Here is a 17,995-nt window from a genome sequence, read left to right as displayed (position 1 = left end):
GGGCCCGAACTTAAAGAGTAACCTATGGCTGCAACCAAGCCGGCATTCAACCCTCCGGGGAAAAAGGGTGACATGATCTTCAGCGCGCTGGTAAAACTGGCTGCGCTGATTGTGCTATTGATGCTGGGTGGCATCATCGTCTCCCTCATCATCTCTTCATGGCCAAGTATTCAGAAATTTGGCTTTTCCTTTTTGTGGACCAAAGAGTGGGATGCGCCGAATGAGATCTTCGGTGCGCTGGTACCGATTTACGGGACCCTGGTTACCTCAATTATCGCGTTGTTGATCGCCGTTCCGGTGAGCTTCGGCATCGCGCTGTTCCTGACTGAACTCTCCCCAGCCTGGCTAAAACGCCCGCTGGGTATTGCTATTGAGCTGCTGGCGGCGATCCCGAGTATCGTATACGGCATGTGGGGCCTGTTTATTTTCGCCCCGCTGTTTGCGACTTACTTCCAGGAACCCGTCGGCAACGTCCTTTCGACCATCCCCTTTGTCGGTGCGCTGTTTGCCGGCCCGGCGTTCGGTATTGGCATCCTGGCGGCCGGCGTCATTCTGGCCATCATGATCATTCCTTATATCGCCGCCGTAATGCGTGACGTCTTCGAGCAGACTCCGGTGATGATGAAAGAGTCCGCATATGGGATCGGCTGCACCACGTGGGAGGTGATTTGGCGCATCGTGCTGCCGTTCACCAAAAACGGGGTGATCGGCGGCGTTATGCTCGGCCTGGGGCGCGCGCTGGGTGAAACCATGGCTGTCACCTTTATCATCGGTAACACCTATCAGCTCGACAGCGCTTCGTTGTATATGCCGGGCAACAGTATTACCTCGGCGCTGGCCAATGAATTCGCGGAAGCGGAAAGCGGCCTGCACGTAGCGGCGCTGATGGAACTGGGTTTGATCCTGTTCGTTATCACCTTTATCGTTCTGGCCGCGTCGAAGTTCATGATTATGCGTCTCGCTAAGAACGAGGGGGCTCGCTAATGGCAACGATCGAATTGCAAACCACCGCCGCGCTGGCGGAATCCCGTCGCAAGATGCAGGCTAAACGCCGTCTGAAGAACCGCATTGCCCTGACCCTGTCGATGGCGACTATGGCGTTTGGTCTCTTCTGGCTTATCTGGATTCTGATGTCGACCATCACGCGTGGCATCGACGGCATGAGTCTGGCGCTGTTTACCGAAATGACGCCGCCGCCGAATACCGCGGGCGGCGGTCTGGCGAACGCCCTGGCGGGCAGCGGCCTGCTGATCCTGTGGGCGACCGTTTTTGGTACGCCGCTTGGCATCATGGCCGGTATCTATCTGGCGGAGTACGGCAGAAAGTCGGTACTGGCGGAAATCATCCGCTTTATCAACGATATTCTGCTTTCCGCGCCATCTATCGTCGTGGGGCTGTTCGTCTACACCATCGTGGTGGCGCAGATGCAGCACTTCTCCGGCTGGGCGGGCGTTATCGCGCTGGCGCTGCTGCAGGTGCCAATCGTGATTCGTACCACTGAAAACATGCTGAAACTGGTGCCGGATAGCCTGCGTGAAGCAGCCTATGCGCTGGGGACGCCGAAATGGAAGATGATTTCCGCGATCACCCTTAAGGCGTCGGTATCCGGCATTATGACCGGTATCCTGCTGGCCATTGCCCGTATCGCCGGGGAGACGGCGCCGCTGCTGTTCACCGCGCTCTCCAACCAGTTCTGGAGCACCGATATGATGCAGCCGATCGCCAACCTGCCGGTGACCATTTTTAAATTTGCCATGAGTCCGTTCGCGGAATGGCAGCAACTGGCATGGGCCGGGGTATTGATTATCACCCTGTGCGTCTTGCTGCTGAATATTCTGGCGCGCGTTGTCTTCGCGAAGAAGAAACACGGTTAATTTTTGCGGCGCGGCCTAAGCGGCGCCGAATGAGGAAGAGATTGAGATGAGTATGGTGAACGCGAATCCGGGTAAAATTTCAGTTCGTGACCTGAACTTCTACTACGGCAAATTCCATGCCCTGAAGAACATTAACCTGGATATCGCTAAGAACCAGGTGACGGCATTTATCGGCCCGTCAGGCTGCGGTAAATCCACTCTGCTGCGTACGTTCAACAAGATGTTTGAGCTGTACCCGGAGCAGCGTGCGGAAGGCGAAATTCTGCTGGATGGCGACAATATTCTCACCAATACCCAGGATATCGCGCTGCTGCGCGCGAAGGTGGGGATGGTATTCCAGAAGCCGACGCCGTTCCCGATGTCTATCTACGACAACATCGCCTTCGGCGTGCGCCTGTTCGAGAAGCTGTCGCGTGCCGATATGGACGAGCGCGTGCAGTGGGCGTTGACCAAAGCCGCATTATGGAATGAAACCAAAGATAAACTGCACCAGAGCGGGTATTCTCTCTCCGGTGGTCAGCAGCAGCGTCTGTGTATTGCCCGCGGTATCGCGATTCGCCCGGAAGTGCTGCTACTCGATGAACCTTGCTCAGCGCTGGATCCCATCTCCACCGGGCGTATTGAGGAGCTTATCACCGAGCTGAAGCAGGATTACACCGTCGTTATCGTTACCCACAACATGCAGCAGGCTGCGCGTTGTTCCGACCATACGGCATTTATGTATCTTGGCGAGCTGATTGAATTCAGCAACACGGACGATCTGTTTACCAAGCCCGCGAAGAAACAAACTGAAGATTATATTACTGGCCGCTACGGTTGATTGCCCTTCTGCTTTCAGGTGCTAACCCGATGGGCAATCAGGAGACATCATGGATAACTTAAATCTTAATAAACATATTTCCGGCCAGTTCAACGCCGAACTGGAGTACATTCGCACCCAGGTGATGACCATGGGTGGGCTGGTGGAGCAGCAGCTTTCTGATGCGATCACCGCGATGCACAATCAGGACAGCGATCTGGCGAAGCGCGTAATCGACGGCGACAAGCAGGTCAATATGATGGAAGTGGCGATCGACGAGGCCTGTGTGCGTATCATCGCTAAACGTCAGCCGACCGCCAGCGACCTGCGCCTGGTGATGGCGATCATCAAGACTATCGCCGAGCTGGAACGTATTGGCGACGTGGCGGATAAAATCTGCCGTACCGCGCTGGAGAAGTTTTCCCAGCAGCACCAGCCGCTGCTGGTGAGCCTGGAGTCGCTGGGCCGCCATACCGTGCAGATGCTGCATGATGTACTGGATGCCTTTGCGCGTATGGATCTCGATGAAGCGGTACGTATCTATCGCGAAGACAAGAAAGTCGACCAGGAGTATGAAGGCATCGTGCGTCAACTGATGACCTATATGATGGAAGATTCACGTACCATTCCGAGCGTCCTGACCGCGCTGTTCTGCGCGCGCTCCATCGAACGTATCGGCGATCGCTGCCAGAATATCTGCGAATATATTTTCTACTTCGTTAAAGGCCAGGATTTCCGTCACGTAGGCGGCGACGAACTGGATAAGCTGCTCGCGGGTAAAGATCCGAAAGAGTAAAGATCACGATGGTTGATTCTGGTAAAGGAGATTATCAGAATCAACTATGATTTTGCGCATAGCAGACATATTGCTGCGATTATCGTCACAATTAATACTCTGACTATTTGAGTTTTAAATTTTCTCGCGTAACAATCCCTCTCACTGACTGAGCGCTGAAGCTCAGATGGTTAAAATGGATTGTTACTGCGACAGCAGGCAAAACCTGATATTGCCCCAGGCGGCGATGTCAGGTTTTTTTGTTTTAGACGCTGAATGGTTTGCTGATAAGGGTTGTTACCGCAATGAGCGGGCAAAACCTGAAGAGGATTATCTGTTAATGCAGATGGTCTCCTTCAGGTTTTTTTTTGCTACTTATTCGGCATGAAAATAAAAGCTGCAGTTACGTGGAATGGTATTAGTGCAGTTTATTAAAAACATAACGCCATTTATTAATTACGTGTTTCATTTACGCCAATGCTTATATAAGGGATTATTATGATTAGAAGAAATATGATCGCTTCGGCGATGGTTTTGCTGGCGCCGCTTTCTTATTCAACAAATCTTATTGCCGGGCAACTTACGGTTGAACAACGGCTGGAGCTTCTGGAAAAAGCGCTTCAGGACACACAAAAAGAACTCAAGAAATATCAGGATCAGGAGAAAAAAAGGAACTAGGTCTGGGCCGCCTGGTCGCAACCGGTAAATAGCCAGAAGAGCCGGAGCGCGGAAGCGCCCACGGCGACCAAAGCGGCCGCTAAGCCGGATGCGGTGCTGGTCAAAAATGAACAATCCGAGCAGGGCGGTGAGCCAGCCTATAGCGCCATGACGCTGAAAGATTTTAGCAAATTCGTGAAAGATGAAATTGGCTTTAGCTATAACGGCTATTACCGTTCTGGCTGGGGAACTGCCTCGCACGGCTCGCCAAAATCGTGGGCCATCGGCTCGCTTGGCCGTTTGGGTAACGAGTATTCCGGCTGGTTTGATTTACAGCTTAAACAGCGCGTTTTTCAGGAAGGCGATAAACGTGTGGACGCCATCGTGATGCTCGATGGCAACGTGGGTCAGCAATATTCTACCGGCTGGTTTGGCGACAATGTCGGCGGCGAAAACTACCTTCAGTTCTCGGATATGTACGTCAACACCAAAGGCTTTCTGCCGTTTGCCCCGGAAGCGGATTTCTGGGTCGGTAAGCACGGCGCGCCGAAAATCGAGATCCAGATGCTGGACTGGAAAACGCAAAGAACCGATGCGGCAGCTGGCGTAGGGCTTGAAAACTGGAAGGTGGGCGCCGGTAAATTTGATATCGCGCTGGTGCGCGAAGATATTGATGATTACGACCGCTCTTTGACTAATAAGCAGCAAATTAATACCAATACCCTGGATGTGCGTTACAAAGATATTCCGCTGTGGGACAAAGCCTCGCTGATGGTCAGCGGGCGCTATGTCGCCGCCAATCAAAGCTCATCAGAGAAATATAAAGAGGGGAATGAAGGTTACTACCAATGGAAAGATACCTGGATGGTGGGAACTTCGTTAACGCAGAAATTTGATAACGGCGGCTTTAACGAGTTCTCATTATTACTGGCGAATAACTCCATCGCCAGCAGCTTCTCGCGCTATGCCGGTTCGAGCCCGTATACCACCAATAATGGGCGCTATTATGGCGATCATACCAACGGCACCGCCGTGCGCTTAACCTCGCAGGGGGAAACCTATTTGCGCGATGATGTCATTATGGCGAATGCAATCGTCTACTCATTTGGTAATGACGTTTATAGCTATGAAACCGGCGCCCATTCAGACTTTGAATCTATTCGCGCCGTGGTTCGTCCGGCATATATCTGGAATAAATATAATCAGACCGGCGTTGAGCTGGGATACTTCAAACAGCAGAACAAAGATGTGATGGGGAAGAAATATAACGAATCCGGTTATAAGACCACCTTATTCCATACCTTCAAAGTTAATACCAGTATGCTGACCTCGCGCCCGGAAATCCGCTTTTATGCGACTTATATTAAAGCCGAAGATATCGACCTGGATAAGGCTGCTAACAATACCACCGCGGTTTTTGAAGATGGCAAGAACGACCAATTCGCCCTCGGCGCGCAGGCCGAAATTTGGTGGTAAGGCCGCAAGCGCCTGCTCATAAAAACGTAAAAAGGAATCAAAATGAAACGACATGCAATCTACTTCGCCCTGGCGCTGGCTGGCGCCACAATTACGGCGCACGCCGCTCCGCTGCCGACGATGCCTGATGCCGCCATTCCTGTCAGCCAGTATATTACTCAGGTGAATACGGATAACAGCGTGACTTTCCGGTTATTTGCCCCCGATGCCAGGCGCGTATCCGTCGTCACGGGATCGACGCCGGATACGTTTGTCTCTCATGACATGACCAAAGATATCCAGGGCGTATGGACGTGGAAAAGCGATCGCCTGGCCGCCAATCTTTATGAGTACTACTTCGATGTGGACGGTTTTCGTTCCGTCGATACCGGTAGCCGCTACCAGAAACCGCAGCGCCAGGTGAATACCAGCCTGATCCTGGTGCCCGGCAGCATTCTTGACGATCGGGCAGTCCCGCACGGCGATCTGCGTACCGTCACCTACCATTCGACGGCGCTTAAGTCAGAACGCCGCGTCTATGTCTGGACGCCGCCGGGTTATAACGGCAGCGGCGAACCGTTGCCGGTGCTCTATTTCTACCACGGTTTTGGCGATAGCGGCCTGTCGGCCATCGACCAGGGGCGCATCCCGCAAATGATGGATAACCTGCTGGCGGAGGGCAAAATCAAGCCGATGCTGGTGGTGGTGCCGGATACCGAAACCGATATTCCTCAAGCGATCGCGGAAAACTTCCCGCCGCAGGAGCGGCGTAAAAACTTCTATCCACTCAATGCGAAAGCCGCAGACAACGAATTGATGCACGACATCATTCCGCTGATCGATTCCCGATTTAACGTGCGTAAAGATGCCGACGGCCGGGCGCTGGCGGGGCTGTCGCAGGGCGGTTATCAGGCGCTGGTGTCCGGGATGAACCATCTTGAGAGCTTCGGGTGGCTTGCCACCTTTAGCGGGGTTACGACAACCACGGTTCCCGATGCTGGCGTGGAGGCGCAGTTGAATAATCCTGACGCCATCAATAAGCAACTGCGTAACTTTACGCTGGTGGTTGGCGAAAAAGACGCCGTCACTGGCAAAGATATTGCCGGCCTGAAAAGCGAACTGGAAAAGCAGAAGATCAAATTTGATTACCACTCTTATCCCGGCCTGAATCATGAAATGGACGTCTGGCGTCCGGCCTATGCCGAGTTTGTGCAAAAGCTCTTTAAATAACCGTCAGGGGGCATGGCGCCCCCTGTCTCAACCAGTAAAGGAAGATGAGATGAAATTGATTGTGACGGAAGATTATGAAGAGATGAGCCTGGTCGCCTGCCATCATCTTTTAGGCTATATCACGGTGCCGCGACGGATGAATCTGGCGGTGACGGCGGGGAGTACGCCGAAGCGTATGTATGAGCATTTGGTGGCCGCCATCAAAGGGAAATCATTCTATGATCGGGTTCACTATTACAACTTTGATGAGATACCTTTTCGCGGCCAGCAGCGTGAAGGAGTGACGATTTCCAACCTGCGCCAGCTGTTTTTTACTCCAGCGCAAATCAAAGAAGACAACATCCATAAATTGACGCTGGAGAACGCGGCTCAACACGATCGCCGCCTCGAAGAGGCCGGCGGTCTTGACCTGGTCGTGCTGGGGCTGGGCGCCGACGGCCATTTTTGCGGCAACCTGCCGAACACTACACGTTTTCATGATGAGACGGTCGAAGTACCGATTCAGGGGGAGCTGATTGGCATTGTCGCGAACGGCGAAATGGGGGGCGATTTCAATGTGGTGCCGGATAGCTATGTCACCATGGGGCCGAAAAGCGTGATGGCGGCAAAAAACCTGCTGCTGATTGTCAGCGGCGCGGCAAAGGCGCAAGCGCTAAAGCAGGTGGTGGAAGGCCCGGTCAGCGAACTGGTGCCGGCCTCTGTACTCAAGTTGCACCCTTCGTTGGTGATTATTGCGGATAAAGCGGCTGCGGCGGAATTGCAGCACTAAAAAGCCGCTGGCCAGCGGGGCTACCGTTGTGACCAACCGTAGCCCGACCGAGCGTAGTGACGTCGGGTCTTAACGAGTAATATCCCAGCCACGCGCTCTCCACAATGCCGGCAGCTCAGCTAAATCGGTAAAGGTCGTTACTTTCGGATGATCGATCGGTTGGTTGTGCGGGTCGGCGCAGAAGTAAAAGACTTCCATACCCGCGGCAATTCCTGATTGGGCTCCCGCGCTGGAATCATCGACCAGAATACAGTTTTCGACTTGTACCTGCATGGCCTCTGCCGCATGGAACATCAGCGCCGGGTCGGGTTTCCAGCGCTGAATGTCGTAACCGCTGTACAGCCGGTCTGGGAAGTGGTGCAGCATCTGCGTTCTACCGAGCGAATGCTGCATTTTACTGACCGGGCCATTCGACACCACGCACATGGGGATCTTCACCGCGTCCAGCAGCGCAGCGGCGCCGGGGATGATCTCCAGCTCGCTATCGAACAGACGGGCGACTTCGGCGCGGTACACCGGCTCCAGGGTTTCTTTTTTCAGGTTAACGCCATATTCAGCGTTGATGGTGTCGATAATCTCGTACAGCTTAACGCCTTTGAAGCGCTTAAAAATTTCGGCTAAATCCAGCGTAATACCGAATTCCTGAAACATGTGAACATAGGCGCGTGAGCAAATCACCTCGCTATCGACCAGCGTGCCGTCACAATCGAAAAATACTGCTTGTGGTTGGGTCATACTCTTTCCAGTTTAACAAGTTTAACGTTTTCGTAATGCTCAATGCCGCGACGCAATCGTTGCCGTATAAGCAAAATAAATGAAAAAAATTACCATACAACCGCGCCTGGTGCCGTAATTTGGTATAGGATAGCCTCGAATTTTCCCTCCTTTACGTTCGGAAACCGATAATGAGTCAACAACCAACCAGCCAGTCTTCTGGCCAGGGTCTGCTGGAGCGCGTATTTAAACTGCGCGAGCACGGCACCACGGTGCGCACTGAAGCGATCGCCGGTTTCACCACGTTCCTGACGATGGTCTACATCGTCTTCGTGAACCCACAAATTCTTGGCGTGGCGGGTATGGATACCAGCGCTGTCTTTGTGACCACCTGTCTGATCGCGGCTTTCGGCAGCATCCTGATGGGGCTGTTCGCGAATCTGCCGGTGGCGCTGGCGCCAGCGATGGGTCTGAATGCCTTCTTTGCCTTCGTGGTGGTTCAGGCGATGGGCCTGCCGTGGCAGGTGGGAATGGGCGCGATTTTCTGGGGCGCCGTCGGCCTGCTGCTGCTGACCCTCTTCCGCGTTCGCTACTGGATGATTGCCAATATCCCGGTGAGCCTGCGCGTCGGTATCACCAGCGGTATCGGGCTGTTTATCGGCATGATGGGCCTGAAGAACGCTGGCGTTATCGTGGCGAACCAGGACACGTTGGTCAGCATTGGCAACCTGACTTCCCATAGCGTGCTGCTGGGCGTTCTCGGGTTCTTTATTATCGCTATCCTGGCATCGCGTAATATTCATGCCGCCGTTCTGGTCTCTATCGTCGTTACCACCCTGTTGGGCTGGATGCTCGGCGATGTGCACTACACCGGCATCGTCTCCGCGCCGCCGAGCGTAACCTCGGTTGTGGGTCAGGTCGATCTGGCCGGTTCGCTGAACCTTGGCCTGGCGGGCGTGATCTTCTCGTTCATGCTGGTTAACCTGTTCGACTCCTCCGGCACCCTGATTGGCGTCACCGATAAAGCCGGGCTGGCGGATGCGCAGGGTAAATTCCCGCGCATGAAGCAGGCGCTGTTTGTCGATAGCGTGTCGTCCGTCGCCGGCTCCTTTATTGGCACCTCTTCGGTTACGGCCTATATCGAATCCTCCTCCGGTGTTTCCGTTGGCGGGCGTACCGGCCTGACCGCCGTTGTCGTGGGTATCCTGTTCCTGCTGGTCATCTTCCTGTCGCCGCTGGCGGGGATGGTTCCGGCCTATGCTGCCGCCGGGGCGCTGATTTACGTTGGCGTGCTGATGACCTCAAGTCTGGCGCGCGTGAAGTGGGATAACCTGACGGAAGCGGTACCGGCGTTTATCACCGCGGTGATGATGCCGTTCAGCTTCTCGATTACCGAAGGTATCGCCCTGGGCTTTATTTCCTACTGCGTGATGAAGATTGGTACCGGCCGTCTGCGTGAACTCAGCCCGTGCGTGATTATCGTTTCGCTGCTGTTCGTGCTGAAAATTGTCTTTATCGATGCGCATTGATCCGCACACATGATGAGAAAGCCCGGCATCGCTGCCGGGCTTTTTTTATGCTTTAACCCGCTGAATATAATCGCCAAAGGCGGTCAATTGGCCGCGCAGATGGTCCAGCGTGCTCTGATCGACCACTTCCCCTGCCTGCGGATCGACTTTGTTCTGAATCACGCCGCCCATAAACTCCGGCTTGTTCATCACCATCGCATCGAGGAAGACCAGAATCTGGCGCAGATGATACTGACAACGCGCCCCGCCGATAGCGCCCATTGAGCTGGTCTGGATCAGCACCGGCTTACCGGCCAGCGGCTGTTCCGGCAGACGTGAGAGCCAGTCGATGACGTTCTTCAGGCCGCCGGGTACCGAGTAGTTATATTCCGGGGTAACGATCACCACGCCGTCCGCTTCGCGGATTTGTTTCGCGATCTCCTGCACGCTCTGCGGGAACCCCTCTTCCTGTTGGATATCGGCATCGTACAGCGGAATATCGCCGATCGACGGCAGCGCGGAGATTTCCATGCCCGCAGGCGCAATGCCTGGCAGCGTGCGCGCAACCATGGCATTAAAAGAACCTTTGCGCAGACTTCCGAGTAACGTAACAACTTTCAACGTATCAGACATGAGTGCTCCTTTGCATCATGATGGCCGGCTAAACCGGTCAGTTGAGGGAGAATACTTTTTCTACCGGTAAGCTGGTAAAGCGCATCAGGCGCGCGTCAGTCTCTTTGGCGCGCGTTTGCGCATCAGGCAGGCAGCGCCAGCCCTCTTTACTATCAAATTCCCAGACCTTCAGCGGCCCGATATTCGGGGTGACGGCGATTGACCACACCAGCAGCGTCTCAGCATCGCAGATGGCTTCAATCGATTGGGTGCCAGCGGTACGCAGGCGACCAGACCCCGGCAGCAGTTGTACTCGCACGGGGGCTTCACCGGTGAGCTTCAGCACGCTTCGGCGCAGCGCCACCAGTTGAGCGCGGGCTTCATCCGGATCGTGCTGGATGTTAATCCATAAATTCTCATTGCTATTGAAGACATAGCGATCCGCGGCATGCAGAGGATGGACGCCACGCGAGGCGTGCTGCAGTTCCATATCGAGACCGCAGTCACCTTCGGTCGTCAGCGCTACGCCGACGATATTCCCGGCATAAGAGATGGAAAAGCGGGGAAGGTGGGGATCGCGAAATACGGGCCGTCCACTGGGTTCGCTGATGATTTCCGGCAGCTCGCCGATACCATAAAGCATGAAAAGCAGTTCAGCGAGCAGCGAACGCGAGGCGCGATAGCGGCTCTGTCGGTATTCGGGTAGGTTACGTGCGGATTGATGACATGCCGCCGACAAACGCGTCGATAGCGGCTCCCTGGTGTTGAGTATCCCTCTTGCAAAATGCGTTGCCATTCGTCGCTCCGTGATTAATGGTCAGAGATAAAAATTGTGAATGATATTATCGCTCACAATGAGCAGGTTTTAATGCGGAAATTCTTCCTTGAGAAGGGATAATGTCTGACTTTTACAATTTCTTGCGCAACAACGTGAGGATGATGGGCAATTTCCCTACAGCGTATTGGAATAGAGCTGTTTAAGGGTCTCTCTGAGCCATACGATCTTTGGATTATAGCTATTACGCTTATGCCACAGCAGGGTGAACGGCACGCGCATTTTTTCCAGCAGCTGCGGCTCCAGCGGCAGCGGGCGTGATACCAGCGGCAGATGATGCTGCTGATTATAGTGCTGACAATAGCGCGGCGCGGTGGCTATCATGGTGTGATTCGGCTGCGCCGCCATGAACAGCGACTGTTCAAAGCCGGGCAGAGTCAGCGCGACGGTCCGTTTGTAGCCCAGGTCATGCAGCACATCATCCAGCGCCCAGGTGTCGCTTTGTTCCCAGCAGATATTGATGTGCGGATAGCGCAGGAAAGCCGCCAGGTTCCACTCTTCATTGAGCGCCGGATGATCGGCGCGCAGCCACACCTGCGGCAGGTCGCTAAACAGGACATCAAAATCGATATACCACGGCAGCAGGCTCAACTGTTCGCGCGAACGTGGATGGGTTTCCCGGCCGCAAAAACCGATATCAACCTCGCCGCGAATAATGGCATCCAGCGAGTCGTAATCCCAGTTGCGTAAACGGATCAGCGCCTGTGGATAACGTTGATAAATTTGCTGGGAGAGGGTGTTGAACAGGATCATCAGCAGCGGCGATTCCGCCGCCAGCTCGAACTTCAGGCCGCTTGGCATGGTATGGTGCGGTTTATCGAGGATCTGATTGCCCATCTGCATCCAGTCGGCAAGATCCTGCTCCATGCTGCTCATTAACGGCGTTGGCGCCAGCCCTAGTGGGGTTTTAACAAATAGCGGATCGTCAAACCAGGCGCGTAGCTTGGCCAGTGATTTACTCACCGCCGACGGCGAAACGTTCATCCGTTTCGCCGTGCGGGTGACGCTGCGCTCCTGGGTCAGAAGCTGCAGACATAGCAGTAAGTTAAGATCGAGACTCGACAGGGATTTCTTCATTATCTTGCGTCGCGCGCGCCGGCGAGACGACCAGTATCAGAACAATACTGACTATGCTACAGGCAATGAGTATCCCGATCAGCATATTCATGGCGCTCAGCCCGATGATAGCCGCCAGCCAAATCCACAGCGAAGAACCACAGACCTGAGCGATGCCGAGAGCGGAGCTGGCGACGCCCGCCCGCAACGTGAAAGGCCCCAACGCCTGGCTCATCGCGACGCCAAAGCCAACCGAGAAACCCGCGCAGATCATGCCTAATCCCAGCATGGTGATGGGCTGGCTGGCGGCGAGGCTCAATACCACGCCAGCGACAAGGAACAACGTCTGCGAGGTCAGCATCAGGGTGCGCGGTTTAAACAGCGTCAGGGCAAACGGCGTGGAGAACGACACGGCCATGCTGACCATTGCCATCAGCGCCATCGCCATTGAATAAGTTCCGCGGTCGAAACCCATTTCTTCCATCATCAGTACCGGTGAGACGTTTACGTAGGTCAGAATTGCGGTGACGCTGAGAGTCGTAATGACTATACGGCTGAGGAAAAAACGGTTTAGCAGCGACTCTGCGGCGCCATTGTGCTGTGCGCCTGCCTGAAAATGCGTTGCCGGGCGCGTCTCGCGCAGGATAAACACCGACAATAACCCTACCATCACCCCCATGCCTGTCATGGTGTAGAACAGGCTCTGCCACGGATATTTCAACATGATCAGATGGCCAAGTACCGGCGCGAGGACGGGAATAATGCAGGTAATGCCATTAAGCAGCGACAGTACCTTGGCGCGGCGGCGCTCGTCCAGCGTATCGCGCAGAACGGCAAAAGCGACGACGTAGCAGCTTCCCGCGCCGATCCCCTGGATAAAGCGGCCGATCAGGAAATGCGTGCTGTTATGCGCCTGCGAGCACAGTAGCGAGGCCAGTATGAAGGTGATGGCGCCGAAAATCGCGACCGGTTTACGCCCGGATTTATCCGCCGCGCGCCCGGCAAAAAGCATCGCGGTAGCCATGCCGGCTAAATAGACCGAGAAGGCGATATGCAGCTGCGCCTCGCTGGCGCCAAGATCCTGGGCGATACGCGGTAGGCCGACCAGATACATATCAATGCCGGATGGATAGAGCAGTACCAATGCGAAACTGCAGATAAGAAAGCGTGCCATAGGACCCTCGCAATAAGAATGGCGTACAGCATAGTGGCTAGCGCCAGGGAGTACGAGTTGCCATTTGGACAACACTCTTTTCCTGAAAGGAAAAACGGGTTATTGCCTCACAGAGTTGATGTGATTAAGGCAATCAAATAAAAAAAACCGCCATAACAGAACGTTATGGCGGGTTAGTAGATGCTTACCAGTAACGCTTACTTACCGATACAGAAACTGGAGAAGATGCGGCCCAGCAGGTCGTCAGAGGTAAATTCGCCGGTGATTTCGCTTAATGCCTGTTGCGACAGACGCAGCTCCTCCGCCAGCAGCTCCCCGGCCCACGCGCCCAGCAGCTGGGCCTTGCCTTGCTGCAGATGGTTCGCCGCCGCTTCCAGCGCCTGCAGGTGGCGACGACGGGCGAGGAAACCGCCTTCCATGTTGGTATCGAAGCCCATGCTCTGCTTAAGGTGGTTGCGTAGCACCTCGACCCCTTCACCGGTACGCGCCGACAGGCGGATCAGTGAGTGGCCATTTACTTCGCTGAGCCCCAGCGCTTCGCCGGTGACGTCGGCTTTATTACGCACCACGGTAATCGGCAGCTTAGCCGGCAGGCGCTCGATAAAGTCCGGCCAGATCTCCGCCGGGTCAACGGCGCTGGTGGTGGTGCCGTCGACCATAAACAGCACCCGATCCGCCTGTTCAATTTCCTGCCAGGCGCGTTCGATGCCGATGCGCTCCACTTCATCGCTGGCGTCACGCAGGCCTGCGGTATCGATGATATGCAGCGGCATACCGTCGATATGAATATGCTCGCGCAGCACATCGCGGGTGGTGCCGGCGATATCGGTGACGATCGCCGCTTCACGGCCGGCCAGCGCGTTGAGCAGGCTGGATTTACCGGCGTTAGGCCGTCCGGCGATCACCACTTTCATCCCTTCACGCAGCAGGCTGCCCTGACGGGCTTCGGCGCGGACGGCGTCGAGATCGGCGATCACGTCGTTCAGTTGGGCTTCAATTTTACCGTCGGAGAGGAAATCAATTTCTTCATCCGGGAAATCAATCGCCGCTTCCACGTAGATGCGCAGGTGAGTGAGTGCTTCCACTAGATGGTTCACACGCGCGGAGAAGGCCCCTTGCAAGGAGTTCAACGCCGAACGGGCCGCCTGCTCTGAGCTGGCGTCGATAAGATCGGCGATGGCCTCTGCCTGCGCCAGGTCGAGCTTGTCGTTGAGGAACGCGCGCTCGGAAAACTCCCCCGGATTGGCGATGCGAACGCCGGGCAACGTCAGAATACGTTTGAGCAGCAGATCCAGAATGACCGGGCCGCCGTGGCCCTGCAGTTCGAGGACATCTTCGCCGGTAAAGGAGTTCGGCCCCGGAAACCACAGCGCAATCCCCTGATCCAGCGGCGTACCGTCGGCGTCTTTGAACGGCAGATAGTCGGCATAGCGCGGCTTCGGCAGCTTGCCGAGTACCGCCTGCGCGACGTCGCGCGCCTTAAGGCCGGAGATACGCAGGATGCCCACACCCCCGCGTCCCGGTGGGGTTGCCTGGGCGACGATAGTGTCGTTATGGCTCATGATATGTCTCTTCAAATCGCAATAAAAAAAGGCGGTCATTCGACCGCCTTTTGATTGTAGGCCTGATAAGCGTTAGCGCCATCAGGCAACCCGGCGCGCATTGCCGGATGGCGGCTTCGCCTTATCCGGCCTACACCGAATCAGGATTTTTTCTTCTCGCGGCTATGCAGGCCACGCTTCTCCAGACCACGGTAAATCAGCTGCTGCTGAATAATGGTTACCAGGTTGCTGACGATGTAGTACACCACCAGACCAGACGGGAACCACAGGAAGAACACCGTGAAGATGACCGGCATAAAGGTCATGATCTTCTGCTGCATCGGGTCGGTCACGGTGGTCGGCGACATCTTCTGGATGAAGAACATGGTCGCGCCCATGATGATCGGCAGGATGTAGTACGGGTCTTGCGCGGACAGGTCGTGGATCCACAGGATAAACGGCGCATGACGCAGTTCAACCGAGGCGCTCAGCATGTAGTACAGCGCAAGGAAGATTGGCATCTGAATAATCAGCGGGAAGCAGCCACCCAGCGGGTTAACTTTTTCTGCTTTATACAGCGCCATCATTTCCTGGCTTTGACGTTGTTTATCGTCGCCCAGACGCTCGCGCATTGCCTGAATCTTCGGCTGCAGCATACGCATCTTCGCCATGGAGGTGTACTGCGCTTTAGTCAGCGGGTACATGATGCCACGAACGATAAAGGTGATAACGATAATCGAGAAGCCCCAGTTGCCGAGGAAGCCGTGGATGAATTTCAGCAGCTTAAACAGCGGTTGGGAGATGAACCACAGCCAGCCGTAGTCGACGGTCAGATCCAGGTGCGGCGCGACGGCAGCCATTTTATCCTGCAGAGCCGGGCCGACCCACAGCACGCTTTCCAGCTTGTCGGTTTGACCTGGCTGCACCAGTACCGGCTGTGATTTATAGCCGATAGCGACAACGCCATTACCGAGGTTAGCGGTATAGAAGTTGTTGGTGCCGTTGTTATGCGGAACCCACGCGGTGGTGAAGTACTGCTGCAACATCGCCACCCAACCGTCTTTGGTGCTGACGTTCAGGTTTTCGTTGTCGACGATAGTATCGAATTTATATTTTTCGTATTTCGAATCAGCAGTGGAGTACGCCGCGCCACGGAAGGTGTGCATGGTAGACAGACCGCCGGTTTGCGTATCGCGGCTTGATGGCAGCGCTGCTGTTTGCTTCAGCTGACCGAAGGAGGAGATCTCCAGCGGTTTTTCGCCGACGTTTTTCACGTTGTAGCCAACGTTCACCGCATAATCACCGCGTTTCAGGGTGAAGGTTTTGGTGAAGACGTTGCCCGCTTTGTCGGTGTAGGTCAGCGGAATAACGATTTCGTTCTGGCCGTCTGCCAGTACATACGCATCTTTATCAGCGTTATACAGCGGACGCGGGCCGTTAGCCGGGTTATCCGGGCCGTCACGACCGGTTAAGCCGCTCTGTGCCTGATAGATAAACTGTGGCGTGGTTTCCAGTAACTGGAACGGTTCAGTAGATTTCAGCGCTTTCGGGTAAGCCGGAAGCAGCGCTTGCTCAACATCACCACCGCTGGTGTTGATGGTCAGATCAAGCACATCAGTTTTAACCGTAATCAGTTTCCCCTGGCCACTGGCCGGTACGCCCTGGTCTGCGGCGCTACCCGCTGCTGTGGTCGTAGTCTGCGTGGTCTGCTGCTGGGTTTGCGGATTTTTGTCCTGCTCCCAGGCTTGCCAGATCATGAAAGACACGAACAACAAAGCGATGATAAGAAGATTGCGTTGCGAATCCATCGTTAGTGTTCTCTGGTATCAAATGGTCCAGGCGGGACGGGGTCGTCACCACCAGGGTGTAAAGGGTGGCATTTTAATACGCGTTTCACCGTCAACCAACTGCCTTTTATCACTCCAAACCTGCGCAATGCCTCAATTCCGTATTGAGAACAGGTTGGCGTGAAACGACAGTGCGGCCCGAGTAGCGGACTAATCAGGCGCTGATAGACCCTGATAAGGCCTATCAGGACCCGCGAGCCAGGCGACAATGGCGGCGCCATAATTTTTCCAACGCTTCCGAGAGAGCACGGTTATCGAGGTCGGCAACCCCTTTCTTTGCCACCACCACGAAATCCATTGGCGGGAGTTCATGTTGACGTAAACGGAAGCTTTCACGCGTCAGACGTTTAATCCGATTGCGTTCATGCGCGCGCTTAACGTTTTTCTTGGCGACGGTAAGACCGATGCGGGGATGCCCCAGCGAATTCAGGCGGCCGAGGATGGTGATTTGCGGCGTGCCAGCCCGTTGTGGCTGCTGGAAGACGAAAGTGAAATGACTGGGAGTTAACAAACGTAACTCCCTGGGAAATGCTAGCTTAACCACGCAGGGTTAGCTTTATTACTTGGAAACGGTCAGACGAGCGCGGCCTTTAGCACGACGACGTGCCAGAACCTGACGACCATTTTTATTAGCCATACGAGCACGGAAGCCGTGAGAACGGTTGCGCTTCAGTACAGACGGTTGAAAAGTGCGTTTCATGGCGATTTCTACCTAAACTTGAATAAATTCACTGACTTTTGCGTAGACCCGAACGAACTTCGAACGACTTACGCCTCAGCGTGGGTGATTAAAGAGGCCGGATTGTAATAATTGTACACTCCGGAGTCAATTCTCTTTCCTTATTTCTCGCACCTTGCCGCACAAAAAATAAGCTGAGACGAGTTGCGAAAACGGGCGTTACGCGCCGGGTGGGGGATTATACGGCCTGGCGGGTAAAGCGCAAGGATCGTAAAGGATCTTTGTTAGATCAATTCTATCCAAAACCGGCATAGCTCATTAATTTTTCCAATATGCGGGCGAAATCGTGCCGCACTCTCGCCAGGATCGATTACACTTACCCGGTTTCGATCCTCCTGTGGATAAATCGGGAAGAATCTGTTGAGAAACACAAGATCTCTTTCTCAGTTTAGGCTATGATCCCCGGTCCC

The 17,995-nt window shown here is 54.7% G+C and carries 18 protein-coding genes and 2 pseudogenes; 9 read left to right on the top strand and 11 right to left on the bottom strand.

The window, feature by feature from the left end; genetic code table 11:
• The first annotated feature begins 24 nt into the window (after positions 1 to 24).
• The 8 genes and pseudogenes from pstC to PGQ95_RS13925 all read left to right on the top strand — a co-directional run bounded on the left by pstC (position 25) and on the right by PGQ95_RS13925 (position 7,559).
• A complete protein-coding gene (pstC, locus tag PGQ95_RS13960) occupies positions 25 to 984 on the top strand; it encodes a phosphate ABC transporter permease PstC (RefSeq protein WP_015703914.1) in 960 nt (319 codons plus the stop codon).
• Positions 984 to 1,874 carry a phosphate ABC transporter permease PstA gene (gene pstA, locus PGQ95_RS13955; RefSeq protein WP_015369014.1) on the top strand — a complete coding sequence of 297 codons (891 nt, stop codon included), beginning with the start codon at positions 984 to 986 and terminating at the stop codon, positions 1,872 to 1,874. The genes pstC and pstA overlap by 1 nt, the downstream gene beginning before the upstream one ends.
• A gap of 46 nt (positions 1,875 to 1,920) precedes the next feature.
• A complete protein-coding gene (pstB, locus tag PGQ95_RS13950; protein ID WP_015369015.1) occupies positions 1,921 to 2,694 on the top strand; it encodes a phosphate ABC transporter ATP-binding protein PstB in 774 nt (257 codons plus the stop codon).
• Positions 2,695 to 2,743: 49 nt separating this feature from the next.
• A complete protein-coding gene (gene phoU, locus PGQ95_RS13945) occupies positions 2,744 to 3,469 on the top strand; it encodes a phosphate signaling complex protein PhoU (RefSeq protein WP_004145007.1) in 726 nt (241 codons plus the stop codon).
• Positions 3,470 to 3,635: 166 nt separating this feature from the next.
• The gene (locus tag PGQ95_RS13940) at positions 3,636 to 3,836 is read left to right on the top strand and encodes a hypothetical protein (protein WP_081422713.1); all 201 of its coding nucleotides are present in this window, start codon (positions 3,636 to 3,638) and stop codon (positions 3,834 to 3,836) included.
• A 110-nt stretch (positions 3,837 to 3,946) separates the two neighbouring features.
• Positions 3,947 to 5,581 (top strand): annotated as a pseudogene (locus PGQ95_RS13935) (carbohydrate porin).
• Between the two features lie 42 nt (positions 5,582 to 5,623).
• On the top strand, positions 5,624 to 6,790 hold the full coding sequence (locus PGQ95_RS13930) for an alpha/beta hydrolase-fold protein (RefSeq protein ID WP_430918437.1): 1,167 nt from the start codon (positions 5,624 to 5,626) through the stop codon (positions 6,788 to 6,790).
• 49 nt (positions 6,791 to 6,839) lie between these two features.
• Positions 6,840 to 7,559, top strand: coding sequence for a glucosamine-6-phosphate deaminase (locus PGQ95_RS13925; protein ID WP_213193476.1), 720 nt, complete (start codon positions 6,840 to 6,842; stop codon positions 7,557 to 7,559).
• Between the two features lie 69 nt (positions 7,560 to 7,628).
• Here PGQ95_RS13925 and yieH read toward each other — a convergent pair whose 3' ends face one another.
• The gene (gene yieH / locus PGQ95_RS13920; RefSeq protein WP_113374101.1) at positions 7,629 to 8,294 is read right to left on the bottom strand and encodes a 6-phosphogluconate phosphatase; all 666 of its coding nucleotides are present in this window, start codon (positions 8,292 to 8,294) and stop codon (positions 7,629 to 7,631) included.
• 170 nt (positions 8,295 to 8,464) lie between these two features.
• Between yieH and PGQ95_RS13915 the strand changes: the two genes are divergently transcribed.
• Positions 8,465 to 9,802 carry an NCS2 family permease gene (locus PGQ95_RS13915; protein WP_430918434.1) on the top strand — a complete coding sequence of 446 codons (1,338 nt, stop codon included), beginning with the start codon at positions 8,465 to 8,467 and terminating at the stop codon, positions 9,800 to 9,802.
• 45 nt (positions 9,803 to 9,847) lie between these two features.
• Here the strand turns inward: PGQ95_RS13915 and PGQ95_RS13910 are convergent, their stop codons facing one another.
• From PGQ95_RS13910 to PGQ95_RS13865, 10 genes and pseudogenes are all read right to left on the bottom strand, one after another.
• On the bottom strand, positions 9,848 to 10,414 hold the full coding sequence (locus PGQ95_RS13910; RefSeq protein ID WP_430918432.1) for an NADPH-dependent FMN reductase: 567 nt from the start codon (positions 10,412 to 10,414) through the stop codon (positions 9,848 to 9,850).
• Between the two features lie 37 nt (positions 10,415 to 10,451).
• On the bottom strand, positions 10,452 to 11,036 hold the full coding sequence (locus PGQ95_RS13905; protein WP_183269086.1) for a 4'-phosphopantetheinyl transferase family protein: 585 nt from the start codon (positions 11,034 to 11,036) through the stop codon (positions 10,452 to 10,454).
• Between the two features lie 309 nt (positions 11,037 to 11,345).
• Complete coding sequence (gene yidZ / locus PGQ95_RS13900) at positions 11,346 to 12,305, bottom strand: HTH-type transcriptional regulator YidZ (RefSeq protein ID WP_087858870.1); 960 nt, start codon at positions 12,303 to 12,305, stop codon at positions 11,346 to 11,348.
• The gene (locus PGQ95_RS13895; protein ID WP_087858871.1) at positions 12,274 to 13,458 is read right to left on the bottom strand and encodes an MFS transporter; all 1,185 of its coding nucleotides are present in this window, start codon (positions 13,456 to 13,458) and stop codon (positions 12,274 to 12,276) included. Before PGQ95_RS13895 ends, yidZ begins: the two co-directional genes overlap by 32 nt.
• 197 nt (positions 13,459 to 13,655) lie before the next feature.
• Positions 13,656 to 15,020, bottom strand: a complete 1,365-nt coding sequence (gene mnmE, locus PGQ95_RS13890; RefSeq protein WP_087858872.1) for a tRNA uridine-5-carboxymethylaminomethyl(34) synthesis GTPase MnmE — start codon at positions 15,018 to 15,020, stop codon at positions 13,656 to 13,658.
• A gap of 140 nt (positions 15,021 to 15,160) precedes the next feature.
• Entirely contained in the window at positions 15,161 to 16,807 is a 1,647-nt protein-coding gene (gene yidC, locus PGQ95_RS13885) for a membrane protein insertase YidC (RefSeq protein ID WP_015369027.1), read from the bottom strand.
• A 2-nt stretch (positions 16,808 to 16,809) separates the two neighbouring features.
• Positions 16,810 to 17,067 carry a membrane protein insertion efficiency factor YidD gene (gene yidD, locus PGQ95_RS13880; RefSeq protein WP_015703903.1) on the bottom strand — a complete coding sequence of 86 codons (258 nt, stop codon included), beginning with the start codon at positions 17,065 to 17,067 and terminating at the stop codon, positions 16,810 to 16,812.
• A complete protein-coding gene (gene rnpA / locus PGQ95_RS13875; protein ID WP_015703902.1) occupies positions 17,031 to 17,390 on the bottom strand; it encodes a ribonuclease P protein component in 360 nt (119 codons plus the stop codon). Before rnpA ends, yidD begins: the two co-directional genes overlap by 37 nt.
• A gap of 15 nt (positions 17,391 to 17,405) precedes the next feature.
• Positions 17,406 to 17,546 carry a 50S ribosomal protein L34 gene (gene rpmH, locus PGQ95_RS13870; RefSeq protein ID WP_015369029.1) on the bottom strand — a complete coding sequence of 47 codons (141 nt, stop codon included), beginning with the start codon at positions 17,544 to 17,546 and terminating at the stop codon, positions 17,406 to 17,408.
• A 217-nt stretch (positions 17,547 to 17,763) separates the two neighbouring features.
• Positions 17,764 to 17,814, bottom strand: a pseudogene (locus PGQ95_RS13865) (hypothetical protein); the annotation flags it as partial.
• Between the last annotated feature and the right edge of the window lie 181 nt (positions 17,815 to 17,995).

It is taken from the genome of Klebsiella sp. 141240, from assembly GCF_050600805.1.
GTDB classification, from domain to species: Bacteria; Pseudomonadota; Gammaproteobacteria; order Enterobacterales; family Enterobacteriaceae; genus Klebsiella; species Klebsiella aerogenes.
The sequence above is the reverse complement of the archived record's forward strand: the minus strand, read 5'-3'. Positions and strand labels throughout refer to the sequence as shown.